General features: G+C 65.1%; 21 protein-coding genes. 5 read left to right on the top strand and 16 right to left on the bottom strand.

What is annotated here, in order from left to right; translation table 11 throughout:
* Positions 1-62 precede the first annotated feature (62 nt).
* Positions 63-947, bottom strand: a complete 885-nt coding sequence (gene bla / locus UNPA324_RS02210) for a class A beta-lactamase (RefSeq protein WP_141938646.1) — start codon at positions 945-947, stop codon at positions 63-65.
* Between the two features lie 99 nt (positions 948-1,046).
* Here bla and UNPA324_RS02205 point away from each other — a divergent pair, with 99 nt between their 5' ends.
* Positions 1,047-1,949, top strand: a complete 903-nt coding sequence (locus UNPA324_RS02205) for a LysR family transcriptional regulator (protein ID WP_128920720.1) — start codon at positions 1,047-1,049, stop codon at positions 1,947-1,949.
* A 75-nt stretch (positions 1,950-2,024) separates the two neighbouring features.
* Here the strand turns inward: UNPA324_RS02205 and UNPA324_RS02200 are convergent, their stop codons facing one another.
* Together UNPA324_RS02200 and lipP1 are read right to left on the bottom strand one after the other, a co-directional pair.
* The gene (locus UNPA324_RS02200; RefSeq protein WP_141933248.1) at positions 2,025-3,029 is read right to left on the bottom strand and encodes a Na+-dependent transporter; all 1,005 of its coding nucleotides are present in this window, start codon (positions 3,027-3,029) and stop codon (positions 2,025-2,027) included.
* 12 nt (positions 3,030-3,041) lie between these two features.
* Positions 3,042-3,989, bottom strand: coding sequence for a LipP1 family hormone-sensitive lipase (gene lipP1, locus UNPA324_RS02195; RefSeq protein WP_141933246.1), 948 nt, complete (start codon positions 3,987-3,989; stop codon positions 3,042-3,044).
* Positions 3,990-4,196: 207 nt separating this feature from the next.
* Between lipP1 and UNPA324_RS02190 the strand changes: the two genes are divergently transcribed.
* On the top strand, positions 4,197-5,225 hold the full coding sequence (locus UNPA324_RS02190; protein ID WP_181769262.1) for a DUF2155 domain-containing protein: 1,029 nt from the start codon (positions 4,197-4,199) through the stop codon (positions 5,223-5,225).
* A gap of 38 nt (positions 5,226-5,263) precedes the next feature.
* Here UNPA324_RS02190 and aat read toward each other — a convergent pair whose 3' ends face one another.
* The 10 genes from aat to UNPA324_RS02140 form a co-directional block, all read right to left on the bottom strand.
* Complete coding sequence (gene aat / locus UNPA324_RS02185; protein ID WP_128922007.1) at positions 5,264-5,944, bottom strand: leucyl/phenylalanyl-tRNA--protein transferase; 681 nt, start codon at positions 5,942-5,944, stop codon at positions 5,264-5,266.
* 55 nt (positions 5,945-5,999) lie between these two features.
* Positions 6,000-7,103, bottom strand: a complete 1,104-nt coding sequence (locus UNPA324_RS02180) for a sensor histidine kinase (RefSeq protein ID WP_141933242.1) — start codon at positions 7,101-7,103, stop codon at positions 6,000-6,002.
* A complete protein-coding gene (locus UNPA324_RS02175) occupies positions 7,100-7,540 on the bottom strand; it encodes a response regulator (protein WP_128922005.1) in 441 nt (146 codons plus the stop codon). Before UNPA324_RS02175 ends, UNPA324_RS02180 begins: the two co-directional genes overlap by 4 nt.
* Complete coding sequence (locus tag UNPA324_RS02170; protein ID WP_141933238.1) at positions 7,537-9,063, bottom strand: sensor histidine kinase; 1,527 nt, start codon at positions 9,061-9,063, stop codon at positions 7,537-7,539. The genes UNPA324_RS02175 and UNPA324_RS02170 overlap by 4 nt, the downstream gene beginning before the upstream one ends.
* Before the next feature lie 105 nt (positions 9,064-9,168).
* Positions 9,169-10,527, bottom strand: a complete 1,359-nt coding sequence (gene accC, locus UNPA324_RS02165) for an acetyl-CoA carboxylase biotin carboxylase subunit (protein ID WP_141933235.1) — start codon at positions 10,525-10,527, stop codon at positions 9,169-9,171.
* Positions 10,528-10,608: 81 nt separating this feature from the next.
* Positions 10,609-11,091: an acetyl-CoA carboxylase biotin carboxyl carrier protein gene (gene accB / locus UNPA324_RS02160; RefSeq protein ID WP_141933232.1), complete on the bottom strand. Its 483-nt coding sequence runs from the start codon at positions 11,089-11,091 to the stop codon at positions 10,609-10,611.
* Positions 11,092-11,127: 36 nt separating this feature from the next.
* Positions 11,128-11,595, bottom strand: coding sequence for a type II 3-dehydroquinate dehydratase (gene aroQ / locus UNPA324_RS02155; protein ID WP_128922001.1), 468 nt, complete (start codon positions 11,593-11,595; stop codon positions 11,128-11,130).
* Between the two features lie 227 nt (positions 11,596-11,822).
* The gene (locus tag UNPA324_RS02150) at positions 11,823-12,722 is read right to left on the bottom strand and encodes a DUF1236 domain-containing protein (RefSeq protein WP_141933230.1); all 900 of its coding nucleotides are present in this window, start codon (positions 12,720-12,722) and stop codon (positions 11,823-11,825) included.
* A gap of 254 nt (positions 12,723-12,976) precedes the next feature.
* Positions 12,977-13,744, bottom strand: coding sequence for a DsbA family protein (locus UNPA324_RS02145; RefSeq protein ID WP_141933227.1), 768 nt, complete (start codon positions 13,742-13,744; stop codon positions 12,977-12,979).
* 203 nt (positions 13,745-13,947) lie between these two features.
* Positions 13,948-15,348, bottom strand: a complete 1,401-nt coding sequence (locus UNPA324_RS02140; RefSeq protein ID WP_141933225.1) for a M48 family metalloprotease — start codon at positions 15,346-15,348, stop codon at positions 13,948-13,950.
* 191 nt (positions 15,349-15,539) lie between these two features.
* Between UNPA324_RS02140 and UNPA324_RS02135 the strand changes: the two genes are divergently transcribed.
* The 3 genes from UNPA324_RS02135 to UNPA324_RS02125 all read left to right on the top strand — a co-directional run bounded on the left by UNPA324_RS02135 (position 15,540) and on the right by UNPA324_RS02125 (position 18,796).
* On the top strand, positions 15,540-16,727 hold the full coding sequence (locus tag UNPA324_RS02135) for a pyridoxal phosphate-dependent aminotransferase (RefSeq protein WP_141933221.1): 1,188 nt from the start codon (positions 15,540-15,542) through the stop codon (positions 16,725-16,727).
* Between the two features lie 92 nt (positions 16,728-16,819).
* On the top strand, positions 16,820-17,377 hold the full coding sequence (locus tag UNPA324_RS02130) for a biotin transporter BioY (protein WP_128922029.1): 558 nt from the start codon (positions 16,820-16,822) through the stop codon (positions 17,375-17,377).
* A gap of 84 nt (positions 17,378-17,461) precedes the next feature.
* Positions 17,462-18,796, top strand: coding sequence for a dicarboxylate/amino acid:cation symporter (locus UNPA324_RS02125; protein WP_128921996.1), 1,335 nt, complete (start codon positions 17,462-17,464; stop codon positions 18,794-18,796).
* A gap of 73 nt (positions 18,797-18,869) precedes the next feature.
* Here UNPA324_RS02125 and UNPA324_RS02120 read toward each other — a convergent pair whose 3' ends face one another.
* The 3 genes from UNPA324_RS02120 to UNPA324_RS02110 all read right to left on the bottom strand — a co-directional run bounded on the left by UNPA324_RS02120 (position 18,870) and on the right by UNPA324_RS02110 (position 24,834).
* On the bottom strand, positions 18,870-20,102 hold the full coding sequence (locus UNPA324_RS02120; RefSeq protein ID WP_141933219.1) for an NAD(P)/FAD-dependent oxidoreductase: 1,233 nt from the start codon (positions 20,100-20,102) through the stop codon (positions 18,870-18,872).
* A gap of 38 nt (positions 20,103-20,140) precedes the next feature.
* Positions 20,141-21,637, bottom strand: coding sequence for an amidase (locus UNPA324_RS02115; protein ID WP_141933217.1), 1,497 nt, complete (start codon positions 21,635-21,637; stop codon positions 20,141-20,143).
* A 104-nt stretch (positions 21,638-21,741) separates the two neighbouring features.
* Positions 21,742-24,834 carry an Rne/Rng family ribonuclease gene (locus tag UNPA324_RS02110; protein WP_128921993.1) on the bottom strand — a complete coding sequence of 1,031 codons (3,093 nt, stop codon included), beginning with the start codon at positions 24,832-24,834 and terminating at the stop codon, positions 21,742-21,744.
* Positions 24,835-25,407: the final 573 nt, after the last annotated feature.

Here is a 25,407-nt window from a genome sequence, read left to right as displayed (position 1 = left end):
GCGCCAGGCACAAGCGTTCCGCTCTGGGATCGTCTGTGCCGGACCTCGGTGTGAGCGACCAGTCAGCCGAACTCTCTCGCGACCTCGCGTCCCGCGGAAGCGATCACCTCGTTTTGCCCGTTCATATCGAGCGAGGCTCCCGTGAGGTAGACGGCGATGATGAGCGGCGAACGCAGCGGCGGCCAGACCACCGCAACGTCGTTGGTGGTGCCGTATTCGCCGGCTCCGGTCTTGTCGCCCACGCGCCAGTTTTGTGGAAGACCGGCGCGCAATCGTTTATCGCCCGTCTTGTTTGCGATCAGCCATTTTGCGAGCTGGTCGCGAGATTCGGGCATGAGCTCGTTGCCGAACAGCAAACGCCTGAAATTCTCTGCCATTGCGTTCGGAGTCGTGGTGTCGCGGGGATCTCCTGGCGCGGCTTCGTTCAATTCGGTCTCGGTCCGGTCCAATCGCGTCACGTTGTCACCAAGACTGCGCGCAAAGGCGGTGAGGCCGGCGGTGCCGCCCATGTTCTTCAGAAGCAGGTTGCCCGCGGTGTTGTCGCTCCTCGTCATCGCGGCCTCGCAGAGCTCGCGGAGCGACATGCCGTCTGGCCCGACATGCTCACGGGTGACTGGCGAGTTCTCGACGATGTCGGCTTGTTCGATCCGGATCCGTCGATCGAGCTGGTCCAGCTTGTCGCCTGCGCCCTTCAGTATTGCTGCGGAAGCAAGCACCTTGAAGGTGCTGCACATGGGAAATCTTTCATCTCCCTTGTGATGAACCGACGCTCCGGTCTTGGTATCGAGCACGGCGACGCCGAGCCGACCGCCGCTCTTGATCTCAAGTTGTTGAACGGCATCGAACAGTCGTGTTGCTTCGACTGTTGAAGCGCCCGAGGCTTTCGACAGGAAAAGGCTTCCTGCGAGCGCAAGTGTGGATGTGCCCAACTGACGTCGCGTTAGCATCGTGAACTCCCATTGAGCGTAGGCGTTTCTTGCTGCGCGCTCTTGCGATTGACAAACGATGGTTCGTAAGGCCATCCATAAGCAAAACTTGGATCAGATGTGGCCCGCCGTCCTCTCAGCGTTTCCAGCCTTCCATTGAACGCGCTCCGCGCCTTCGAGGCTGCCGCGCGTCATCTGAGCTTCACCAAGGCCGGCTTGGAACTTCGTGTGTCGCAGGCCGCCGTGAGCCAGCAGGTGCGGACGCTCGAACGCAGCCTGCGCGTGGAACTGTTCAGGCGACTAACTCGCGGGCTGGCTCTGACAGAGGAAGGCGAGGCACTGTTGCCTGCCATTTCCGACGCGTTCGGTCGCATCAACCAGGTGCTGGACCGGTTCGAGAATGGTCGCATGCGCGAGACCCTGATGATTGGCGTCGTCGGAACGTTCGCGTCGGGCTGGCTCGTTCCTCGCCTCAAGAGCTTCACGTCAAGTCACCCGCAGGTCGACATAAGGATCTTTGCGAATAACAATCGCGTCGACCTCGGCGCCGAAGGTCTGGACTACGCCATTCGATTTGGCGACGGCGCGTGGCACGGGACCAACGCAGAGCGTCTGGTCGACGCTCTTTTCGCACCGATGTGCGCGCCGTCCGTTGCGAAGCGTCTCAGAGCTCCAATGGATCTCCACGAAGAGGTGCTGTTGCGTTCGTATCGGTCAGGCGAATGGGCACAGTGGTTCGATGCCGCGAAATGCAGGCAGCCTCGGATGACGGGTCCGACCTTCGACTCGTCGGTCTCCATGGCGCATGCCGCGGCTCAAGGGGGCGGGGTTGCGCTGTTGCCAGTCGCGTTGTTTTCAGAGGATGTGTCGCGCAAGCAGCTGGTCTGTCCTTACGATATCAGGGTCTATCTCGGATCGTACTGGCTCACGTCCCTGAAATCGAAGCGGCATACGAACGCGATGCAGGCATTCCGGGACTGGATATTGGCGGAATGCAAGAAGATGAAGCGGCACAAGAGCTGACCGGCATATCGGGACGGCGTCTCGCGCCCTCGGGGAATGACCATGGCACTGGGACGGACGCGCAGTGCAGGCCGGCTAGCTGACGCGGCCTGCGGGGGCGGTGCTGGACGTATCGGGCCCCGTCAGCCGCCGCGCGATCGGCATCAGCAAGTAGGGCGCAAGATGAATCGGAAACTGCGTCATCGCGAAGTAGAGCCAGGTGGTGGGCGGCAAGGCGCCGGCCGTTGCCGCCAGCATCAGGCCGAGATTGCGCTGTGACACCATCAGCCCCAGTGCCAGCGCGCGCTCGGTGCCGATGCGGCGAAACAGCAGCGTGGTGATTGCGAGCAGGGTGAAGTAAATCGCGAAGGACAGGGCTGCGAGGCTGACGGTGAAAAGCGGCTGTGCGAGGAGGTCGCTCACGACATCGCCCATGATCGCGGTAGCGAAGATGAAGAGGATAATGATGTTGAGACCGTCGATCGGCGTCTTGTGACGCTGGATCGCCTTGGCGCCGAAGATCCGTCGGATGACCGTGGCAGCCAGCAGCGATGCGGCGAGGATGCCGAGCAGCTTCAGGCCCAGTGTCAGCGGCGTGATGCTCAGCATGTCGCCGAGGAAGAGGCCTGCGAACATCGAGGCCGTGAACGGCACCAGCGCGGTCGAGGTCACCAGCGTGATCAGCACGAGCGTGGCATCGAGACCCATCAGCGCCGCCAGGGCCGGGGAGGCCATCATCGGCGAGGCCATGCTTTGGAGCATCAGTGCAAGCGAAAGCCCGGGCGCGCGGACCGTGAGGCCGGTTGCGTGCGCGATCAATCCGATGATCAGCGGCACGCCGATCGTGGTCCAGGCCGTGGCGGTCGCAACCAGCGCGGGCCGGCGCAAATGGCTGTAGAGGGCGGCCAGATCGACCCGCATGAAGGAGATGCAGAGCAGGCACAGGATGGCCTCGGTGAGATAGGGGCGAAGCAATGCGCCGAGCGGTGGCACCGCGGCCGCGATGAACACGACAGCGGCGACCGCGCGGGTGCCCTGGCTGCCGAGCCATGTCAGGACGCGCAGCGGGACGGCGGCGATCGATTGGAGCGGGGAAGCCATGCGGAACGGCGCTCAGCCCAATCCCTTCAACCATGCGCCGATCTCGCTCACCGCGACATTGGCCTCTCGCAACAGTTTGCCCATTGTGAAGAAGCCATGGAATTGGCCGGGATAGTGCTTGGTCGTGACGGGCACGCCGGCCTGGCTGAGCCGCGCGGCATATTCGTTGCCTTCGTCACGCAGCGGATCGGCGCCGGCGGTCAGCACGTAGGCTGGCGGCAGGCGGGCCAGATCTTGCGCGCGCGCCGGCGAGGCGCGCCAGTCGTGGATGTCGGCGGCTCCGTTCAAATAATGGTCGCGGAACCACCGGATGACCGAATGGGTCAGTAGCACGCTGGTCTCGGGCTCGCTGTGGGAGCCGTGCGTCATGGCGAAATCGGTGGCGGGATAGATCAGCACCTGGCCCGCGAGCGCGGGACCGCCGGCATCGCGCGCGGCGAGCGCCACGACGGCGCTGAGATTGCCGCCGGCGCTATCGCCCCCGATCGACAGGCGCGAAGCGTCGATGCCGAGCTTGCGCGCGTTGGCGGCAACCCATCTAGTCGCGGCCACCGCGTCCTCGGTGGCGGCGGGAAATTTGTGCTCGGGCGCGAGGCGGTAATCGACCGAAATCACGATCAGCGCGCCTTCGACCGCGAGCTGACGGCAGACGACGTCGTGGGAGTCGAGATCGCCGATTACCCAGCCGCCGCCATGGAAGAACACCAGGGCGGGCGACAGGCCGTCGTGCTGGCGCGGCTCCTTGGGCACGTAGAGGCGGGCGGGGATCGTGCCGTGCGGGGCCGGGATCGAGAGCGAAGCTACGCGGGCAAGCTCGGGCGCGTCAGGATTGGTGGCAAAGCGCGCCTGCGAATAATAGGCGCGGGCCTCTGGTGCGGTCAGGGTCTCATAGGCGGGACGGCCGGCGTCCTGGAAGGCCTTGTAGACGGCGGCGGCATCGGGATCGAGCACAACGGGCATGGGGAGCGACCTCGGGGTTTCCGGTCAGAGTTGGACGTCATTTCCGGGGGGATGCCCGCCTCGGCGCCCCCGGGCGGGGGTGTTTGACTATCCCATTCGGGCGCCGGTCTGGCCAGATGGGGCCGGGAAGGGCAGGGATGCCGCCCTTCCCCCGCCGTATTCGCCGTGTTAACCGGATGGCCTGCGAGCGGCGGTAACCCCTGTAAAATGTCCAACAAGCCCGATTCGCTGTTGAAGCCGCGCGAGATGTTTCGAACCATTACCCTGACAGGTCTTGCGGCGCTTTTGGCCGCCACCGCGCTGACGGTTGCGATGCCGGCTCAGGCGCAAATCGGCACGATCTTTTCCGATCCGCCGCCGCTGCGGCCGCCCGGCAATATTCCGCGCGGCCAACCGCAGCCGCAGCAGATCCCGGACGATGACGAAGAGGTGCCGGAGCTGCCGCCGCAGGGCCGCGTGCTGCCGTCGCGCCCGATGCCTCCGCCCCCGGGCCGCCAGGGCAATGTGATGCCGGGACCGGTCGAGACCCAGCCGCTGGCGCCGCCGCCGGGCTCCACCGTCGCGCCGCCGAACCAGCCGCCCGTCGCGGTCGCGCCGCCAGGCGGCGCCCAGCCGGGCGCACCCGGTCGTCAGCCGCAGCAGAAGGGCGCTCCGGGCGCCGTGCCGCAGACCCCGGCAAGCCTGCAGCCGGGCGACGAGGTCGTCACCGAGCCGCCGGCCCAGAAGATCGTGAACAAGAAGGCGACCTTCTCCGGCCTCGACAAGATCACCGGACGCATCATCAATTTCGACGAGGAGATCGGCGAGACCGTCCAGTTCGGCGCGCTCAGGGTCAAGACCGACGCCTGCTACACGCGGCCGGCGACGGAGGCCACCAATACCGACGCCTTCGTCGAGGTCGACGAGATCACCTTGCAGGGCGAGGTGAAGCGCATCTTTTCGGGCTGGATGTACGCGGCAAGCCCGGGCCTGCACGGCGTCGAGCACCCGATCTACGACATCTGGCTGACCGACTGCAAAGAGCCGCAGCAGACCGTTGCGACCGCAGCGCCGGATCCCGCGACCAAGCCGCCGCCTCCGCCGCCGCCTGCGCAGAAGAAGGCCGCACCGAAGCAGGTGCAGCAGCGTCCGCCGCAGCCTCTGCCGCCGATCCAGCAGCAGCAACCGGCACCACCGCCGCCTCCGCCGCCGGAGCAGCGGCCGGGTCTGTTCGGTATCCCTGGGTTTGGCCGCTAGGCCAAATCCCCGGCTTCGGCCGCTAAGCCGGCGATCGACTATCGCCGCGAGGCGATGATCTCGAGCGCGCGTGAGCCCGGGATGGCCTCGCCGGGGGAGAGTCTCAGGAAATCGCCGGGCTCGCCGGCCAGCGCCTTGTCTAGCAGCGCGGTGTAGCGCCGCCGCGAGATCTCGACAGCGCCAAAGCTCTTCAAATGCTCGGTGACATATTGCGTGTCGAGCAGCTCGAACCCGCCGTAAATGAGCCGCGCGACCAGATGCACCAGCGCGACCTTCGAGGCATCGCGCGCAGTGTGGAACATGCTCTCGCCGAAAAAGGCGCGCCCTAAGCTGACGCCGTACAGCCCGCCGACGAGATCGTCGCCCTGCCATGCCTCGACGCTATGGCAATGGCCGAGTTGGTACAGGCCGCCATAGAGGTCACGGATGCGCTTGTTGATCCAGGTGTCCTCGCGCCCGGTCTGCGGCGCGGCGCAGCCTGCGATCGTCGCCTTGAACGCGGTGTTGACGGTGACGCGAAACACGTCCGAGCGCACCGTGCGCGCAAGCCGCGAGGCGACGCGAAATCCGTCGAGGGGGATGACGCCGCGAAATTCCGGCTCGACCCAGAACAGGGTCGGATCGTCGGCGCTTTCCGCCATCGGAAAGATGCCGCAGGCATAGGCGCGCAGCAGCACGGCCGGGGTGATTTCAGATGGAGCGGAGTCGCGCGAAGTCATGGTTCGCGATCATAGCAGGATCGCGATGCGGTTGCGATGGGTGCGCAGCGCGAGGTCAGCCGGCGGCAGCGGTGCTGGTCTTGCCCGGGCTTGCGGGCACGCGACCGAACTTCAGCACGATCCGGGTTCCGGAATGGGTGGGATCGCGCTCGACCGAGGCGTCGAGCTTGGCGGCCATGGCGGCGACGATGCGCTGGCCCATGCCGGTGGAGCGCGGATCGGCCTTGACGGCGTCGCCGACGCCGTTGTCGGTGATCGACAGCAGGAGATCGTCGCCATGCGAGGTCAGCTCGACATGGATCGGGCCGGCGCCGTCGGGATAGGCGTATTTCACTGCGTTCATCACCAGCTCGTTGACGATGATGCCGACGGCGACCGCGCGGTCCGGATCGATCTCGATCGGCTCGGCCTTCAGCGTCAGGCGCGACATCCGGTTGCCTTCGGCCGAGCGGCGGAGATCCTCGAGAAGAGAATCCAGATACTGGTTCAGGACCACGCTCTTCAGGTCCTGCGAGGTGTAGAGGCGTCGGTGCACTTGCGCGACCGCGGCGACCCGGCCCATCGCATTGGTCAGCGCCGCCTTGACCTCGTCCTGTACAGCCGAGCTTGCCTGAAGGTGCAGCAGAGAGGCGATGATCTGGAGCGAATTGCCGACGCGGTGATTGACCTCGCGCAGCAGCAGCTCGCGTTCGGCGGCAAGAGCCGCGTAGCGGTCGCGCGAGGCATGAATCTCGGCTTCGGCGTCCTCGCGCGCTTTCTGCAATTCGGCCTGGCGCAGCGCGCTCTCGGTTGCGACGTGGAGCAGGGGGATGAAATCGCCCGTGACGTCCTTGACGAGATAATCGGCCGCACCGGCCTTCAGTGCGGTGACGGCGATGTTGGAATCCTGCGAGGCCGTGACGAACACGACCGGCGGCGCGTCGGGGATCGCCATGATCTGCTCGAGCGTCTCCAGCCCGTCGAGGCCGGGCATGTACTGGTCGAGCGCCACCACGTCGATGCCGCCCTCGGCACCCGCGCGGCGGATGCGCTCCAGACCTTCCTCGCCGCTCGCGGCATGGATGACCCTGTAGCCGCGCCGCGTCAGGCCGCGTTCGACCAGGCGCGCCAGCGCGCCGTCGTCGTCGATGTAGAGCAGGGTTGGCGTGCGCTGGTTCATGGTGCGGCGGGCGGAACCTGGATGACCGAGAAGAACAGGCCGAGCTGCCGGATGGCATTGGCGAAATTCTCGTAGTTGACGGGCTTGGTGATGTAGACGTTGCAGCCGAGCTCGTAGCAGCGCTTGATTTCCTGGGAATCGTCGGTGGTGGTCAACACCACCACGGGCGAAGCCTTCAGATATTTGTTTTCCTTGATCTGCCTCAGGATGTCGATCCCGGTCATGTCGGGCAGGTTGAGGTCGAGCAGGATCAGAAGCGCATTGCCCTTCTGCACGAGGCCGCTGCCGTCGGCGCCGAACAGGTGCTGCATCGCATCGGTGCCGTTGGCGAACGAGACGATCTCGTTGTTGACTCCCGAGCGGCGGATGTTGCGCTCGATCAGGCGGGCGTGGCCCTCGTCGTCCTCGATCATGATGATGGTGACAGGCTGGGTCATCGATCTCTGTTCCGGTTGCTCACGTTCCAGGCGATCGGCAGCGTGATCGTGAAGGTGCTGCCCGCGTTCAGTTCCGACGATACCGACATGGTGCCGCCGAGGCGACGCACAAGTGCACGCACATGCGCAAGACCAATGCCCTGGCCGGGCTTGTCCTGGGTTCCGGCGCGGCGGAACAGCTCGAAGATCCGCTGATGATCTTTCGGATCGATCCCCCGGCCGTTGTCGCTGATCTCGAAGATAGCGTAACCGAGCTTGGTCCGCCCGCGGATTCTGATCTCTCCGGGCACGCCGCGCTTCAGATATTTGATCGCATTGTCGATCAGGTTGGAGAAGATCTGCTCGAGCGCGAGTCGGTCGCTCACGACATTTGGCAGGGGCTCGAGGTGGATCTCGGCCTGTGCCTCGGCCGCCTGGTGCGCCAGCGTCGACACGATGGCCTCGATCAGCTCCGTTGTGTCGACCTTGACCGGCTGGAATTCACGCCGGCCCTCGCGGGTGAGGTTGAGGATCGCCGAGATCAGCCGGTCCATCTTGGCGATCGACGTCTTGATGAAGCCGAGCGCTTCGGAGAAGTCCTCCTGGAGCTGCTTGTCCGGACCTTCGAGCTCGATCTCGCCGGGCCCGGCGGGGGCCAGCGATGCACCGTCCGCAGGGACACGGGCGAGGCTGCCGATGCGGCGGAAGATGTCGCCGCCGAGCTCATCGAGCTCGCTGGTGAAGCCCATGATGTTGACGAGCGGCGAGCGCAGATCGTGGCTGACGATATAGGCAAAGCGCTGGATCTCGTCGTTGGCCTCGCGCAGGTCCGCCGTGCGTTCATCGACGACGGATTCCAGATTGACGTTGGCATCGCGCAGGCGCGCTTCGGCCTCGTCACGGGCGCGGGCCGAGCGCCGCACCAGCCAAGTCGAGATCATGGCCAGCAGCACGACGAGTCCGGAGCCGATGCCGGTCATCGATGCAGCGAGGGTCTGACTCTGGTCGGAATTTGCCGTTCGGACCCGGAACAGCCGCTCCTCCTCGCGGATCATCGCATTGGCCAGGTTGCTGATCGTGGTCGTGGTATTACCAGCCGCGGCCTCGCGGATCAGCGCCGTGGCGTTGTCGGGTTGGCCCTCCTTCACGAACGTCATCTCGCGCGAGAACTGGTCGAGCCGGGTCTCGATTGCCGCGCTCAGCTTCTCGATGCTGTCGCGTTGCGCCGGATTGTCACCAATCTGGCGCGTGAGCTTGTCGAGCGCCGGAATGATCGCCGCGACGGCTTTGTCATGATCCGATTGGAAATCCGGTCCCCGCGTCAGGAGAAAGCCGCGAGCGCTGCTCTCCGCACGACGGATCTCGAGCAGCAAGGCGTTGATCTGGCTCTCCGCCTCGATGGTATGGATCACCCATTTGCCGTCTTCCCGCGCCTTGTTGACGAGATAGACCGAGCCGGCGCTGATCACGGTCAGCACCAGAAGTCCCGCCGCAATCAGCAGGATCTGCCAAAATGCCCGCCGTCGTTGGGCCTTGGCCGTCACGACGGCCTCTCTTTGTCACATCTAACGGAAGTCAAGACGCCCCCTTGGAACTATCCCCGCGTCCAGAACGTAATGGGGCCCAAAGGGTTCCACGGCCAAGTGGATTTATCGCGGGGCAGGCTCCATCTTGCCGGCTAAGTACTGTTCCAGCCAGTGGATATGGTAGTCGCCGTTGATGATATCGTCCTCGCGCACCAAGGCGCGGAACAGCGGCAGCGTGGTCTCGATCCCTTCCACCACCATCTCGTCCAGCGCCCGGCGGAGCCGCATCAGGCATTCGGCGCGGGTCTTGCCGTGCACGATCAGCTTGCCGACCAGGGAATCATAATAGGGCGGGATCGTGTAGCCCTGGTAGACGGCGGAATCGATGCGCACCCCGAGTCCACCGGGCGGATGGTATTGCAGTATGCGCCCGGGCGAGGGGCGGAAGGTCTGGGGATTCTCGGCGTTGATGCGGCACTCGATCGCGTGGCCGATGACCTGGACCTCTTCCTGCTTGGCCGGCAGGTCACCGCCGGCGGCGATGCGGATCTGCTCCAGCACGAGGTCGATGTCGGTAATGCTCTCGGTGACGGGGTGTTCGACCTGGATGCGGGTGTTCATCTCGATGAAGTAGAATTCGCCGTCCTCGAACAGGAATTCGATGGTGCCGACGCCGAGATATTTCATCTCGCGCATCGCCTTCGCGCAGGTCTCGCCGATCTTGGCCCGCGCGGCTGCGGCGAGCACGGGCGAGGGACCTTCCTCCCAGACCTTCTGGTGGCGGCGTTGCAGCGAGCAGTCGCGCTCGCCGAGATGGATCGCGCCGCCGCGGCCGTCGCCGAGAATCTGGATTTCGATGTGGCGCGGCTTCTGGAGGTATTTTTCCAGATAGACGGAGGCATCGCCAAAGGCGGATTTGGCCTCGTTGGCCGCCGTCGACAGCGCCAACTGGAGATCAGCCTCGCTGTGGGCGACCTTCATGCCGCGGCCGCCGCCGCCGGCCGCCGCCTTCACCAGCACGGGAAAGCCGATCTTCCTTGCGATTGCCAGGGCATCGTCGTCGGGGCCGACCGCGCCGTCGGAGCCGGGCACCACGGGGATGCCGAGCTTCTTGGCGGTCTTCTTGGCTTCGATCTTGTCGCCCATCAGGCGGATGTGCTCGGCCTTGGGGCCGATGAAATGCAGATTGTGCTCGGACAGGATTTCCGCGAAGCGCGCATTCTCCGACAGGAAGCCGTAGCCGGGGTGCACGGCGTCGGCGCCGGTGATCTCACAGGCCGCGAGCAGCGCGGGCACGTTGAGATAGCTGTCCTTGGACGCCGGCGGTCCGATGCAAACGCTCTCGTCCGACAGGCGCACATGCATGGCGTCGGCGTCAGCCGTGGAGTGCACGGCGACGGTGGCGATCCCGAGCTCCTTGCACGCTCTGAGGATGCGAAGGGCGATCTCGCCGCGATTGGCTATGAGGATCTTGTCGAACATGGTGCCTCGGGGGGCGAGTGGGGAATAACGAATGGCGAATGGAGAAGAGTAACTATTCGCTACCCGCTATTCGCCAATCCCTCACTCAATGATGACGAGCGGCTCACCGTACTCGACCGGCTGGCCGTCCTCGACCAAGATCTGCGTCACCGTGCCGGCGCGCGGCGAGGGGATCTGGTTCATGGTCTTCATGGCTTCGATGATCAGCAGCGTCTGTCCGACCGAGACCTTGGCTCCGACCTCGATGAACGGCTTGGCGCCGGGCTCCGGCGCCCAATAGACGGTGCCGACCATCGGCGAGCTGACCGCGCCAGGATGCTTCGACAGGTCGGGCCCGGCCGCTGCGACGGGGGCGACCGGCAGGGCGGCGGGAGTAGCGGCCATCGGCATCGGCATGGTCGCAGCAACGCTGATATTGCGGGCGACGCGCAGGCGCAGGCCCGCACGTTCGATCTCGATCTCGCTGAGACTGGTCTCATCGAGCAGCAAAGCGAGCTCGCGGACGAGCGCGGAATCCTCGCTGGAAAACTTTGCGGCTGCTTTGTCGTCTGGCTGGCGCGCCATGTTGTTTGATCCGAATGTTCTGTTTGATGAGGAGATTCAGGCTTTGGGCTTGATGGCAAGCTTGGCGGCAAGGCCCTGGATGGCGAGGCGGTAGCCCTCGATGCCGAAACCGCAGAGCGAGGCGAAGGCCGCGCGTGCGGTGTAGGAGTGGTGACGAAAGCTCTCGCGGGCGTGGATGTTGGTCACATGCACCTCGACCGTCGGGATCTGAACCGCAAGCAGCGCGTCGTGCAGCGCGATCGAAGTGTGCGAATAGCCGCCGGCATTGATGATGATGCCCTTCATCTTGCGGCGATGCGCCTCGTGAATGAAGTCGATCAGCTCGCCCTCGCGGTTGGACTGCCGGCAATCGGCCCTGAGACCGAAGGTCGCCGCGGTCTCCCGGCACAGCGCCTCGACGTCGGCCAAGGTCGCATGGCCATACTTCTCCGGCTCGCGCGTCCCCAACATGTTGAGGTTCGGCCCGTTCAGGACGAGGATCGTGTCGGTTGCTGGTTCGGCCATTCCAATCCCGCAAAGAGGGGCTTCGGGTGGGCGGGGTTATAGGTAACAAAGCGCGTCAGGGGAAGCCTTGAAGGCCTCAGGGGCGGGTTCAAGGACCTCATCCAGTGCGCAAAAAGCTGTGTGGAAACCACGGAAATTGCTTGTTAACCAGTCCGAACCATGGCTGCCGGCCAACCGCAAAGGGGCGGGCATTGCTGCCCGCCCCCTCAACTTGCCGGTGTCCGGCCTTAAACGTTCAGGACAGCCACGATTTCGTAGGTGTCCGGATTGATGATCACGATCTCTTCCTTGACCAGGACGTACTTGTACGTGCGCCACTCCGGATAGATCGTCACGACCCGCGACGGCAGGGCATGCAGCTCGATGCCCTCACGCGGAATGCGGGTGCCGACCGAAATCGAGAAGTTCACGTTGGTCACAGGCCGCACGTGCTCCTCTCGGATCACGGACGTGATCTGGGTCCGCTGCTCGGTCGAGAGCTTTGCGGCCGCGCCGGCCTGGCCGACCGTGGTCGAGGACGAGGTGCTACCCTGCGCGTTCTGGGTGCTGCTCGTGCCGGTCTGGCCCTGGGCGTTCTGGTTGGTGCTCGTCCCGGTCTGGCCCTGAGCGTTCTTGTTGGTGCTCGTGCCGGTGCCCTTCTGGTTCTCGGCGTTGTTGGTCGAGGTGCCGCTCTTGCTGCCCTCAGCCTTCATGTCCTTCTGGTCCTTCGCGCCGGACTTGCTGGTGTCCTGGCTCATGCTCTTGGACTTGTCCTGCTGGGACTTGTCCATCTGACCCTGCGCGCGTTCGTCGGTGCGCTGGCCCTTGGTCGCACCAGCCTTGTCCTCGGCCGCGTTCTTGTTCATTGCGCCGCCCGAGTGCTCGTCCTTCATCGCGCCTGACTTGTCTTCGGACGCCCGATCGGACTTCATGCTGCTGGAGCCGCCGGCCTGGCCAACGGTGCCCTTCTCATGGCTCATGGAATCGCGGCCCATCGAGCCGCGCTCGGAGGCGCCGCCCGACTGCTGCGAATGCTGCATCTGCTGCGAGCCGGCGCCGCTGTCGCGGCCCTTGTCTTGTGCGTTCGCCAGACCGGCGCCCGCGACGAGGGCGATTGCGGCGACCGAGATCATAAAGCGGTTCAACATCGAATTCTCCTCACGTGTTTCTTTGCGTCATTGCCCGCGCCGACAACGAAAGGAGATTTGAGTTGTTCCTGAACATGCGCGGTTCCGCGGCTTTTGTTTGTTAAACGCAAGATGAATGCGCGCGTCGGATTTGTGCCGGGTTTCGTGCAAGGTTTCGTTCCACGAAAAAGGCCGGCTTTTCAGCCGGCCTCAACGCATGCGTGAGTTGTAAAATCCCTGATCAGCAGGTCGCCTTTCTGAACAAATCGCCTTTTTCAACAAGTCGCCTTGCCGCAGCGGGCAATGCCGATCTTCTCCCGGAGGCCTTCGACGCCGACGGCGCCGACCACGATCTGCTTGCCGATCACATAGCTCGGCGTGCCGTTCATTCCCATCGCTTCGGCGAGCTTGAAGTTCTCCTCGATGGTGGCGCGCACCTCGGCGCTGGCGATGTCCTTCTCGATCTTCGCGGTGTCGAGGCCGGCTTCCTTGGCCGCTTGAAGCGCGCGCGCCTTGTCGGCGGCGCCGCGGCCACCCAGCAGCTTCTGATGGAAGTCGAGATATTTCTTGCCGGTAGGATCCTGCATGCGCACGGCGACCGCGACCTGCGCCGCTTCGACCGAGCCCTGGCTCAGCACCGGAAACTCCTTCAGCACGACCTTCAGCTTCGGATCGCTCTTCATGAGGCTGAGCATGTCGTCCATCGCGCGCTTGCAGTAGCCGCAATTGTAGTCGAAGAACTCGACGAAGGTGACGTCGCCCTCCTTGTTGCCGAGCACGACCTGATGCGGCGAGTTGAAGATCGCATCGGCGTTTTGCGCAACGCTGGCCTCGTGCTTCTGCGCTTCAGCCGCGGCCTGGCGCTTGCTGAGCTCGGCCATGGCTTCCTCGAGCACCTCGGGATGGCTGACGAGGTAGTTCTTGATGATCGTCTCGATGTCGGTGCGCTGGGTATCGGAGAAGCTGTCGGCCGACGCAGGCACGGCTGCGCCGAACATGGCGAGCGCAAACAACGCAGGAGCAAGCAGGCGCAGCGAAGGCATAGGCAAATCCTCTTATCCAAAGCAGGTTTCGAATACGTCCCGGCGGACTCAAAGCTCGGTGTCGTGACGTCGTGGTGTCAGGCGTCGTTCTTGTTTTTTCGCTAAAGTGCGATGAGATTCCATTGAATCATCGGCGCACTCGAGGTCTTCGTTTAAGGCATGATCTTATCGGAGAACCGCTTCGCACTTTTCCGGATCATGCTCTAGTTGCGCGGCGGCTTGGCCGCCACGATGTCGTCGGCCTTGACCCATCCGGGCGTGCCGACGGCAAAACGGGTTTTCGCGCGCGTGGCGAGCTCGCGGGCGGTCTTGTTGTCGCCGCGCAAGTAAGCGGCCTGTGCCGATGCGAGATCCGCCTCGGCATAATCTCCCTTCCGGCCATAGGCCATCGCGAGCTGGCTATAACCAAGGACGGCCTCGGGCTCCCGCGCCACCGCGGCGCGGAGAATCCGAACGGCGTCGTCCGTGTAGGCCTTATTATCGGTTCCAACCAGAGCCTGCCCAAGTAACATCTCGATGAGGGGTGAATTGTTCGAGAGTGCGACAGCCTTACGCAGGGCAGGGATCGCCTCGGCCGGCTTGCCGCTTTCCAGCAGGGCCTGGCCACGCACCTCGTAAAAGTACGGGTTGTTCGGCTGAACCTGGATCAGCGCGTCGATCTGGGTGAGGGCGCTGCGCAAGTCGCCGTGCAGATAGGTGCTGATGGCGCGGGCATAGCGCGCCGGCATGCTGTCGTTCGACAGCGGATAGCGGCGATACACCGTCTCGGGCCGCTCCATGAAGGCGGATATTTTGGCGCGAACCATGTCGTGGCGAAGCTGGAGCGCGGGATCGTCCTTCTTGTTCCAGTAGGGGCTCGAGCTTGCGAAGTCCTGGAGCGCGGCAACGCGCTCGGCCGGCATCGGATGCGACTGGAGATAGGGATCGGCGCCGCGCGCGGCGAACAGGCTTTCGCTGGTGAAGCGCTTGAAAGTCTCGTACATGCCCTTCGGCGATTGCTGGGTCGCGGTCAGGAATTTCACACCGGCGCGGTCGGCGTTCTCCTCCTGCTGGCGCTGATAGGACAGCAGCGACCGGCGGATCACCTCCTGCGGAGCCGAGATCGCGGCGGCGCCGGCATTGGCGAGCCCGTTGTTGCCTGCACTGCTGCGCTGGGTGCTGCCCGCGGCGATCGCGCCGGCTCCGAGCAGCATTGCGATGATCATCTGGGTCTGGGCGGCGGCGAGTTGCTCGCGCAGCTTGGACAGATGGCCGCCGGCCAGGTGTCCGGTCTCGTGCGCGAGCACGCCGATGATCTGGTTCGGCGTCTCCGATTGAAGGATCGCGCCGTAATTGACGAAGATGCGGCGGCCATCGGCGACGAACGCGTTGAACGAGCTGTCGTTGAGGATCACCATCTGGATGTTCTGCTTCTCCAGACCCGCAGCGCGCAGGATCGGGCGCGTGTATTCGCGCAGCAACTGCTCGGTCTCGGTGTCGCGCAGGACCGGCGGCCCTTTGGCTTGCGCGTGCGCGGCGGGGAACGGCGTCAGCGCGATCGCCGCAGCCGTGACAAGGGCGGTGAGGGCGAAAGCCTTCTTGCGCAATGCGATCTGGAGCGACATCAAACGGTCTTGGTCAAACGGTCTGGACAGCAGTTTCGTGATTGGTTTTGGCGATTGGCGGCGGACCGGATACGCGATATGCCCTAATGAGCCGTTCCCCTTATGAGCCGTACAATGCGGCCAGTCTGGGGCGCAAGTGCCCCGTTTCCCGGACCGGATGCACCGGCCCGCCAGCGAAATAGCAGAAATCGATGCACGATGCGACTTTAAGGAACCGGTTGGGGCAGTGGCTCGCGCCCTCCCGCCGCAGCGATGTTCCCCCCTTCATGGTGATGGACGTCATGGCCGCGGCGGCTCGAATCGAGGCCGCCGGGGGGCATGTCATCCATATGGAGGTTGGCCAGCCCGCGGCCGCGGCGCCCAGGACCGCGATTGCCGCCGCCCACACCGCGCTCGAGGTCGGGCGGATCGATTATACCTCCGCGCTGGGCATCCCCTCCCTGCGCGCGCGCATCGCGCGCCATTATCGCGATGCCTATGGCTGCGACGTCAGCCCTGAGCGCATCGTGGTGACGACCGGCTCTTCCGGCGGGTTCATCCTGGCCTTCCTGTCGATGTTCGAGCTTGGCGACCGCGTCGCCGTGACGGTGCCGGGTTATCCGCCCTACCGTCATATCCTCACCGCGCTCGGTTGCGAGCCGGTGCTGATCGAGACCACGAACGAGACACGCCATGCACTCACTGGCGAGGCGTTGCTCGCGGCCCATCGCAAGGCGCCGCTGAAGGGCGTACTGGTCGGCAGCCCCGCCAATCCGACGGGGACGATGATGTCACGCGAAGCGCTCGCCGGCCTGATTGCGGCCGCCGAAGACGCGGGCATCCGCTTCATCTCGGACGAAATCTATCATGGGCTCGATTATGCGTTTCCGGCCGTCACCGCGGCCGCGCTCTCCGGGCACGCACTCGTGATCAACTCGTTCTCCAAATATTTTTGCATGACGGGCTGGCGCGTCGGCTGGATGGTCGTACCCGAAATCCTGGTGCGCCCCATCGAGCGGCTGCAGCAGAACCTGTCGATCTCGGTGCCGTCGCTGTCGCAGATCGCGGCTGAGGCCGCCTTCAACGGCGCTGCCGAGATGGAGGCGATCAAGCACGGCTATCAGGAAAACCGGCGGATTTTGATCGAGGGATTGCCGAAAGCCGGCCTAGCCAAGTTCCTGCCGGCCGATGGTGCATTTTATCTCTATGCCGACGTCTCGGACTTCACCTCCGACAGTTTCGAGTTCGCCAAGCAGATGCTGGAACAGGCACGCGTTGCGGCTACGCCCGGCCTCGATTTCGATCCCGTTCACGGCCGGTCGTTCATTCGTCTTTCCTATGCACGTTCGCCCGGGGAGATGCGCGAGGCAGTTGACCGGATCGCTCACTGGCTTAAATAGCCGCCAGTTTTCGACCACCTCCGGAGTTCATCTTGTCTGACCACCGATCTGCCCCGACCGCTGCTGTGCCACATTTTTCTCTCGCCGCATTGATGTGGCCGACCCGGCCGGGCGAAGCCGTCGGCGCAGTGCGTGCCGTCGTGCTGATTGCGCTGGGCACCGCGTTGATGGCGCTATCAGCCAAGGTCAGCCTGCCGCTGCGCTATGTGCCCATGACGTTGCAGACGTTGGTGGTGCTGATGATCGGCGCGGCCTATGGCTGGCGTCTTGGCAGCGCAACCATGATCGCCTACCTCGCCGAGGGCGCACTTGGCGCGCCGGTATTTGCCGGACCGGTGGGTGGAATTGCTCCGCTGATTGGCCCGACCGCGGGCTATCTGTTCGGTTTCATCGCGGCCGCTTTCGTGACCGGCTGGCTCGCCGAGCGCGGCTGGGATCGCAGTGTGGCGCTGCTGTTTGCAGCAATGGCTGTTGGCCATGTCGTCATTCTGGCCGCCGGGTTCGGCTGGCTGGCGTTCGGCCTCGGGCTGGGCGTTGCGAAGGCCTGGCAGGTCGGCATCGTGCCGTTCGTTGCGGCTTCGCTGGTCAAGAACGCGCTTGGCGCGACGTTGATGCCGGCAGCCCGAAGACTGATCGAACGCCGCCGGTAAAACGCGCAAAGAGTTCGCGGTTCCAATTGACAGGGCCGGCCAAGTTGATCTTGGCTGGCCTGGCGTTTGAGGGGGAGTGAAACGATGACGACGACAACGATGGCGGGGGCGCCGATCGCGCGGCCCGCAGCAAAGCCGTGGTACAAGGTTCTCTATGTCCAGGTGCTGATCGCCATCGTGCTCGGCGCCATTGTCGGCTGGCTCTGGCCGACAATCGCCACCAACGAATGGATCAAGGCACTCGGCGACGGCTTCATCAAGCTGATCAAGATGGTGATCGCCCCGATCATCTTCTGCACCGTCGTCTCCGGAATCGCTCACATCCAGGATGCCAAGAAGGTCGGCCGCATCGGCGTCAAGGCGCTGGTGTATTTCGAGATCGTCTCGACCTTCGCCCTGGTGATCGGACTGATCATCGGCAATCTGGTGAAGCCGGGCGCGGGCTTCGGCAGTGGGGCGGCCAACGAGGCGGCCGTTGCCAATTACGCCAAGCAGGCCGCCGGTCAGAAGTCCGTCGACTTCGTGCTGCACATCATTCCCGACACGGTTGTCGGGGCCTTCGCGCAAGGCGAAATCCTCCAGGTGCTGCTGTTCTCGGTGCTGTTCGGCTTCGCGATCATGAGCCTCGGCGAGCGCGGCCACACCATCCGCAGCTTCATCGACGACGCCGCCCACGCCGTGTTCGGCGTCATCTCCATCGTGATGCGTGCAGCACCGATCGGCGCGTTCGGCGCGATGGCCTATACGATCGGAAAGTTCGGCACCGGCGCGATTCTTAATCTGATGGGACTGATCGCCACGTTCTACGTCACCGCGGCGCTGTTCATCTTCGTCGTGCTCGGCATCATCGCGCGCCTGGCAGGGTTCTCGATCTTCAAGTTCCTGGCCTACATCAAGGACGAGCTGCTGATCGTGCTCGGCACCTCGTCCTCGGAAAGTGCGCTGCCGTCCCTGATGGAGAAGCTGGAGCGGCTCGGCTGCTCCAAGTCGGTGGTCGGCCTCGTGGTGCCTACCGGTTACTCGTTCAATCTCGACGGCACCAACATCTACATGACGCTGGCGACGCTCTTCATCGCACAGGCGCTCGGCTACGATCTCAGCTTCACCCAGCAATTGACCATTCTGGTCGTGGCGATGCTGACGTCGAAGGGCGCCTCCGGCATCACCGGCGCGGGCTTCATTACGCTGGCGGCGACGCTTGCCGTCGTCGATCCGCGCCTCGTGCCGGGCATGGCGATCGTGCTCGGCATCGACAAGTTCATGAGCGAGTGCCGCGCGCTGACCAATCTGTGCGGCAACGGCGTCGCCTGCGTGATCGTCGCCTGGTGGGAGGGTGAGCTCGACCGCGACAAGCTGAACGCCAACCTCGCCAAGCGGATCGATCCGACCGACATGGAGACGGCGATCACGACGGACTGAGCTGCAGGCTGCATCCGACAGGCTTCGAGATAAGAGGGCTGATCGAGATTCGATCAGCCCTTTTGCTTTGGGCCTAGAACCGCTCCGGCCGATATGGCAGCGGATCAATCGCCGGCGTCTCGCCGCTCATGATCTCGGCGAGCAGGCGGCCGGTCGCGGGTCCCAGGGTAAATCCCTGGTGGCCGTGGCCGAAATTCATCCAGAGGCCGGGATGACGCGGAGCTTGCCCGAGCACCGGCAGCATGTCGGGCGTGCAGGGGCGGGTGCCGAACCACGGATCCGGCTCGGCGCGCTTGCCGAGGTCAATCAGCTCGCGCGCGGAGGCTTCTGCGCTGGCGAGCTGGACCGGCGTGGCGAGCGCGTCCATGCCGGTCAATTCCGCGCCGGTGGTGATGCGGATTCCCTTCGCCATCGGACCCATGGCGTAGCCGCCGCCCTTGTCGACGAGGGGCAAGTCCAGCGATGCGCCGCCACTGTAATGCATGTGGTAGCCGCGCTTGCGCACCAGCGGAATCCGATAGCCGAATTTATGGAGAAGGTCGGGCGACCACGGCCCGAGCGTCACGACGGCGTGGGCGGCATCGAGGCGGCCCTGGTCCGTGTCGACCGACCAGCCGGTTGTGGTCTGTTGCAGCGACTGCGCATCGCCGAGCACGATAGTGCCGCCGAGGCGCTCGAACAGCTCGGCATAGGCCGTGACCAGCGCGCCGGGATCGGAGACGGTCCAGGTATCGAGCCAATGGATCGCGCCGGGAAGATCGTCGCGCAGGATCGGCTCGGCTTTGGCAAGCTCACTGCCGGAGAGCACACGAAAATTCACGCCGAATTCGCGTCGATCTTCCTCCGCAGTCTTGATCGCCAGATCGAATGAAGCGGCATCGCGATGAAGCATACGATAACCGGCGCGGCGGATGAGATTGTCGGCATGAGCTTCGCGAATGAGGATGTCGTGTTCCGAAGTCGCATAGGCGATCAGTCGCGCCCACGCGTCGATGGCCTCGCGATGCCGTTTCGGCGCCGAGTGCCACCAGTAGCGGAGCAGAGGCTCGATATGGCGATGAAGCGACGACAGGCTGTAGCGCACGTCGTTGGTGCGGCCTGTCGCGATCTTCAGGAGCGTCGCGAGGTCGCGCGGCATCGGATAGGGGCGGACCGCTTCGGCCTGGATCATCCCGGCATTGCCGTAACTGGTCTCGCGACCCGGTTCCCTGCGATCGACGAGCGTGACGGCCCAGCCGCGCTGCCGGAGGTGCAGTGCGGCGCTGACACCGATCATGCCGCCGCCGAGAACGATTGCGCTTTGCATCGGAAGACTTCTCCTGTCGGGCCGGGGCGTTCCCAACGTTATTCCCAAGTGAGGAAGCCGGCGGCGGCCGACAGCGGGGGCGCTGCGGCAAGCCGCGCCAGGTCGGGGACCGGCCGGCACAATTTCGCATCGCCCGCGAACGCGGCCTCAATGCCCGCGGCAACCGAGAGCACGATGGCATCGCCGCCGCGCGGACCGACGATCTGGAGGCCGAACGGCAGTCCGGCTTCATCGATGCCGAGCGGAATGCTGATGGCGGGATGACCTGCAAGCGTGACGGCGTAGGCGAGCGCGAGCCAGTGGAAGTAGGATCTGGTCGGCGCGCCGTCGATCTCCGCAGGATGAGGCTCCGACCACGGCCGCGGGCTGAGCGTGATGGTCGGGCTGATCAGCACGTCGCAGGTTTCGAAGAAGCTTTGATAGGCGCGATAGATCCGCGTCTGCGTCGTCGAGGCCCGCGCGTGGTCTTCGAGCGTGTAGCCGAGCCCTTCCTCGACATTGGCGCGGACATTGGGGCCGAGCATCTCGGGACGTTCTTTGTAGTTCTTGCCGTGGGTCGCCAGGAACATGCCTGCGCGCAGCACGGCAAAGGCATCGTCGGCGCCGGAGCAATCCGGGGCTGCTTCGCGGGATTCTGCGAACAGCGGCGCGAGCTTTTTCACGCGGGCGCGGAACACGCGCCGGATCGCCTGCTCGGTCGGGGCGAAGCCAAAATCCTCGGTGAAGGCGAGGCGCAGCTTGCCGAGCTCTGCGGGGCGCGGGGCGGCCCAGCGTTCGGCGCGAGCGCGCACCACCTCACCGGGCAGCGTATAGGCAAGCGGATCGCGGGCATCATCGCTCGCCATCACCGACAGCATCAGCGCGGTGTCGGCGACGTTGCGCGCCATCGGCCCGTCGGTCGACAAATTGGACCAGCCGAACGCACGCTTTTCGCTGGCCACGAGGCCGTAGGAGGGGCGCATGCCGACGATGCCGCAAAAGCCTGCCGGATTGCGCAAGGAGCCGCCGGTGTCGGAGCCCGAGGCGAGCGGGGCCATGCCGCAGGCAAGGGCCACCGCCGAGCCGCCGGAGGAGCCGGCCGCCGAGCGCATGGGATCGAAGGGATTGCCGGTCGCGCCGAACACGGGATTGCGGGTGTTGCCGCCCGCCGCCCATTCCGGCGTGTTGGTCTTGCCGAAGATGACGGCGCCGGCGGCGCGCAGGCGCGCGACCGAGCCCTGATCGGCCGCCGGGACGTTATCCTTCAGCAGCGGGCTGCCATAGGTGGAGCGCATCCCGGCGGTGTCCTGGGTGTCCTTGATCAGAACGGGGAGCCCGTGCAAGGCGCCGCGGTCCTCGCCACGGAAGATGGCAGCTTCCGCCGCTTTGGCCGCCGCACGTGCGCCCGGCTCGTCCTGCGTCACGACGGCGTTGACGGCGGGATTGATGGCGGCGATGCGGGACAGACAGGCGTCGAGCAACTCGACAGGTGAGATCGCCCGGGCGGCCAACAGGCGGCGCAGCTCGACGGCGCTGGAATCGCAAAGCTCTGACAATGCCGGTCCCCTTTCAGATTGCGAAAACGGCTTAGCACATCGGGACAATGACGAAACAAAAACGCCCGGCGGGTGCCGGGCGTTTTGCGTCTGGATGTTCCGCTTTATTCGCCGCCGCCGAAGCGGCGGGACCACCAGCCGGCGCGGCGCGGGGCGGCGGGCGTTTCGGTTGCCGCTTGGGGCGCGGGTTCAGGTGCCGGTGCGGGCGGGGCGACCGGCTCGGCCGCCTGCGTAACCGGCGTTGCCGGCTCGCTCGGGCTGCTTGACAGGAAGCTCACCTTCTCGCGCACCGTGGAGCGGCGGCGTGCGGCCTTGTCCTCGGTGGGCTCTTCCTCCGCGGCAACGGGTTCGGGCTGGGTAGGCACCTCGGTCTGCACCTCGGCGCGCGGCTCCGGCTGCGAGACTTGCGGCTCAGCGCCGTGCTCGGCCTGCGCAATCGGGGGCGCAGCCTCATTGCCGAAGCTGTCGAAATCGGCAACCGCGTCGGCAGCTTCCGATGGCTGATTGGTGCCGAGCTCGTCGCCGATCGAGCCGGCAAGACCTTCCTCGCCGCCACCGCGACGGCGGCGTCCGCCGCGGCGACCGCGCCGGCGCCGGCGCTCACCGCTGCCCTGCTGCTCGCCACGGACTGCTTGTTCCTCGCCTTCCTCGCCGTCCTGCTCGGACTCGGCATCGTCCTCACCTTCGCCGGCCGCTACGGCCGCCTCGGGAAGGGTGGGGGCGCTATCCTCGCGCAACTCGCCCTCGCGCGGGCCACCGCGGCCGCGCCGACGGCGGCGGCGCTTGCGGCGCTGGCCGTCCTGATCGGGCGTGGCCTCGCCGGATGCCTGCTCCTCGGCGAGACCTTCGCTCTCTTCGGTCTCGACCTCGGATTCGGTCTCGATGTCGAAGCCGTCCTCATCGTCGTAGGCCTCTTCGGCCAGAGGCGGCGGGCTCGCAGCTGCCTGCGCCGCAAGCAGCGCCTTGGCGGCTTCCAGCGTATGCACCTGCTCACCGCGGTCGATCACGTAAGCCTGGGGGCCGCTGACAGATTGATCGGCAATGACCGACAGCGTGACCTTGAAGCCGTTCTCGAGATCGCGCAGATGGCCGCGCTTGTGGTTCAGCACATAGAGCGCGACGTCGGTGCGGGTGCGGACCACCAGATTGTGGGTCGCGCCCTTCATCAGGATCTCTTCGAGGCCGCGCAGCAGTTGGAGCGCCACCGAGGACACCGAGCGGACATGGCCGGTGCCACCGCAATGCGGGCACGGATCGGTCGAGCTCTCGAGCACGCTGGCGCGGATGCGCTGGCGCGACATTTCGAGCAGGCCGAAATGCGAGATGCGTCCGACCTGGATGCGCGCGCGATCCTGCCTGAGGCAGTCGGACAGCTTGCGCTCGACCGCACGGTTGTTGCGCTTCTCGTCCATGTCGATGAAGTCGATGACGATCAGGCCGGCGAGGTCGCGCAAGCGGAGCTGGCGGGCGACCTCTTCGGCCGCCTCCAGGTTGGTCTTGAGCGCGGTGTCCTCGATATGGTGCTCGCGCGTCGATCGTCCGGAATTGACGTCGATCGAGACCAGCGCCTCGGTCTGATTGATCACGATGTAGCCGCCGGAGCGCAGTTGCACGGTCGGCGAGAACATCGCGTCGAGCTGGCTCTCGACGCCCATGCGCGAGAACAACGGCTGACCGTCACGATATTGCTTCACCGCGCTGACATTGGCGGGCATCAGCATCTTCATGAAGTCGCGCGCTTCACGGTAGCCGGACTCGCCGGCGACCTGAATCTCGTCGATCTCCTTGTTGTAGAGGTCGCGCAGCGAGCGCTTGATCAGCGAGCCTTCCTCGTAGACCAGGGTCGGGGCCTGCGACTTCAGCGTCAGGTCGCGCACCGTCTCCCACATCCGGATCAGATATTCGAAGTCGCGTTTGATCTCGGGCTTGGTCCGGGCGGCGCCGGCTGTGCGCAAGATGATGCCCATGCCCTCGGGCACGTCGAGATCCTGCACCACTTCCTTCAGGCGGGAACGATCCTGGGCGCTGGTGATCTTGCGGCTGATGCCGCCGCCGCGCGCGGTGTTCGGCATCAACACGGCATAGCGGCCGGCGAGCGACAGATAGGTCGTCAGTGCGGCGCCCTTGTTGCCACGCTCTTCCTTGACGACCTGCACCAGCATCACCTGGCGGCGCTTGATGACTTCCTGGATCTTGTACTGGCGGCGCGGGCGGAAGGTGCGCTCCGGCACTTCCTCCAGCACGTCGTCGCCGCCGACGGATTCGACGACTTCCTCTTCGGCTTCCTCGCCGTCCTCGTCATCGTCGTCTTCTTCACCGGCTTGGCCGGCATCGGCATGCGGCGCTTCAATGCTTTCGCCGGCGGCGTAGACGGCATCGGCCGGCTCGGCGGCTGACGTCACGGCTTCGGCGAGAGCCTCGGCGTGCGCTTCGGAGGCGTCTGCTCCGACGGTTTCGGCCTCTTGCGGCTCGACAACGGGCTCGCTGGCCACGACGGGTTCTGCGCCAACCGCGGCGACGGGCGCGGGCGCCTCGTCGGCATGATCGTGGTCGTGATGATCGTGTTCGTCGTCATGACCATGGTCATCATGATCGTGATGGTGATCATCGTCATGGGCGTGATGATGGTCGTCGTGCCCGTGGTCGTCGTGATCGTGCTCGTGGTGATCGTGCTCGCCGTGCTGCTCCGCCTCGGTGTGCAGATGCTCGCCTTCGAGCGGCGCGCCTTCGGTGTACTCCGGCAGGGGCGCGCCCTCGACCGGCTGGGCGGTGGGATCGGCACCGGCGTCGAGACCCTCGACGATGTCGCTGCGCACGCGCTCGCCATGACCACGGCGGCGGGCGTTGCGGTGGCGCGAGCGGCGGCGGCCGTGCGAGCGGTTCTCGCTCTCTTCCTCGGCTTCGCGATGAGCCTGTTCCTCGGCCTCGATCAGCGCCTGCCGGTCGGCGACCGGGATCTGGTAATAGTCGGGATGGATTTCGCTGAAGGCGAGGAAGCCGTGGCGGTTGCCGCCATATTCGACGAAGGCGGCCTGGAGCGAGGGTTCGACCCTTGTGACCTTGGCGAGGTAGATATTCCCGCGCAGTTGCTTGCGTTGCGCGGTCTCGAAATCAAACTCTTCGACGCGATTGCCGCGGACCACGACGACCCGGGTCTCTTCCGGGTGGGTGGCATCGATCAACATCTTGTTGGGCATGTCTTAACTCTTGGCGGCGGCGGGCGCGATTCACCGTGGGCGCGTATCGCGCCGCCGGGTGACGCGACGGTCCACCTGATTCGGGGGTGAGGGGAAGGCCGAAACGCCGTCTCTCGCGCCTTGCCGGACCGGAAGCTTCAGGACCATTGCGGCGCGCGGGATTTTCACTCCGCAGCGTCGCGAATGATCCTTCAGAATTCGTCGGCACAGTCTGGCGCATCAAGCGTCGGCCCGTATGAAGCATTGGGCGGCGAGGCCGCCCTTCAATCAGTTGCTGCTGGCCAGGCATGGCGCGAGCGCGCTCGCCTTGGGGGTCACGAACCGCTCCCTTGGGATCAAGGGACCGGGTAATGAGTTACGTCGCTGTCAGAACCGTCCCGGCAACGTGAGTGGTAACCCGGGACCGTTCCGCCGCCGACGCTTGACCCGTTCCACTCGCTGCCGCGCACCGCGCTGGTCTTAGAGGGAAACGGAAAACGCTGGAATTCCCAAACCTTGAGAGTTCCGGCGCTGCACCGGGAGGCTGAATGCGACACAACCTGAAATATCGGCCGTCAGCATTCCGTACATACG

Origin of the sequence: Bradyrhizobium sp. UNPA324, from assembly GCF_006658635.1 — a bacterium.
In the GTDB taxonomy this organism is placed as follows: Bacteria; Pseudomonadota; Alphaproteobacteria; order Rhizobiales; family Xanthobacteraceae; genus Bradyrhizobium; species Bradyrhizobium nanningense.
This window is presented reverse-complemented; position numbering and strand designations above follow the sequence as displayed.

Excerpts from the sequence above, each read along its gene's own strand:
- bla (WP_141938646.1), bottom strand. The coding sequence starts at position 947 with ATGCTAACGCGACGTCAGTTGGGCACATCCACACTTGCGCTCGCAGGA.
- UNPA324_RS02200 (WP_141933248.1), bottom strand. The coding sequence starts at position 3,029 with ATGGCTTCCCCGCTCCAATCGATCGCCGCCGTCCCGCTGCGCGTCCTG.
- lipP1 (WP_141933246.1), bottom strand. The coding sequence starts at position 3,989 with ATGCCCGTTGTGCTCGATCCCGATGCCGCCGCCGTCTACAAGGCCTTC.
- UNPA324_RS02190 (WP_181769262.1), top strand. The coding sequence starts at position 4,197 with ATGTCCAACAAGCCCGATTCGCTGTTGAAGCCGCGCGAGATGTTTCGA.
- aat (WP_128922007.1), bottom strand. The coding sequence starts at position 5,944 with ATGACTTCGCGCGACTCCGCTCCATCTGAAATCACCCCGGCCGTGCTG.
- UNPA324_RS02180 (WP_141933242.1), bottom strand. The coding sequence starts at position 7,103 with ATGAACCAGCGCACGCCAACCCTGCTCTACATCGACGACGACGGCGCG.
- UNPA324_RS02175 (WP_128922005.1), bottom strand. The coding sequence starts at position 7,540 with ATGACCCAGCCTGTCACCATCATCATGATCGAGGACGACGAGGGCCAC.
- accC (WP_141933235.1), bottom strand. The coding sequence starts at position 10,527 with ATGTTCGACAAGATCCTCATAGCCAATCGCGGCGAGATCGCCCTTCGC.
- accB (WP_141933232.1), bottom strand. The coding sequence starts at position 11,091 with ATGGCGCGCCAGCCAGACGACAAAGCAGCCGCAAAGTTTTCCAGCGAG.
- aroQ (WP_128922001.1), bottom strand. The coding sequence starts at position 11,595 with ATGGCCGAACCAGCAACCGACACGATCCTCGTCCTGAACGGGCCGAAC.
- UNPA324_RS02150 (WP_141933230.1), bottom strand. The coding sequence starts at position 12,722 with ATGTTGAACCGCTTTATGATCTCGGTCGCCGCAATCGCCCTCGTCGCG.
- UNPA324_RS02145 (WP_141933227.1), bottom strand. The coding sequence starts at position 13,744 with ATGCCTTCGCTGCGCCTGCTTGCTCCTGCGTTGTTTGCGCTCGCCATG.
- UNPA324_RS02140 (WP_141933225.1), bottom strand. The coding sequence starts at position 15,348 with ATGTCGCTCCAGATCGCATTGCGCAAGAAGGCTTTCGCCCTCACCGCC.
- UNPA324_RS02135 (WP_141933221.1), top strand. The coding sequence starts at position 15,540 with ATGCACGATGCGACTTTAAGGAACCGGTTGGGGCAGTGGCTCGCGCCC.
- UNPA324_RS02130 (WP_128922029.1), top strand. The coding sequence starts at position 16,820 with ATGTGGCCGACCCGGCCGGGCGAAGCCGTCGGCGCAGTGCGTGCCGTC.
- UNPA324_RS02125 (WP_128921996.1), top strand. The coding sequence starts at position 17,462 with ATGACGACGACAACGATGGCGGGGGCGCCGATCGCGCGGCCCGCAGCA.
- UNPA324_RS02120 (WP_141933219.1), bottom strand. The coding sequence starts at position 20,102 with ATGCAAAGCGCAATCGTTCTCGGCGGCGGCATGATCGGTGTCAGCGCC.
- UNPA324_RS02110 (WP_128921993.1), bottom strand. The coding sequence starts at position 24,834 with ATGCCCAACAAGATGTTGATCGATGCCACCCACCCGGAAGAGACCCGG.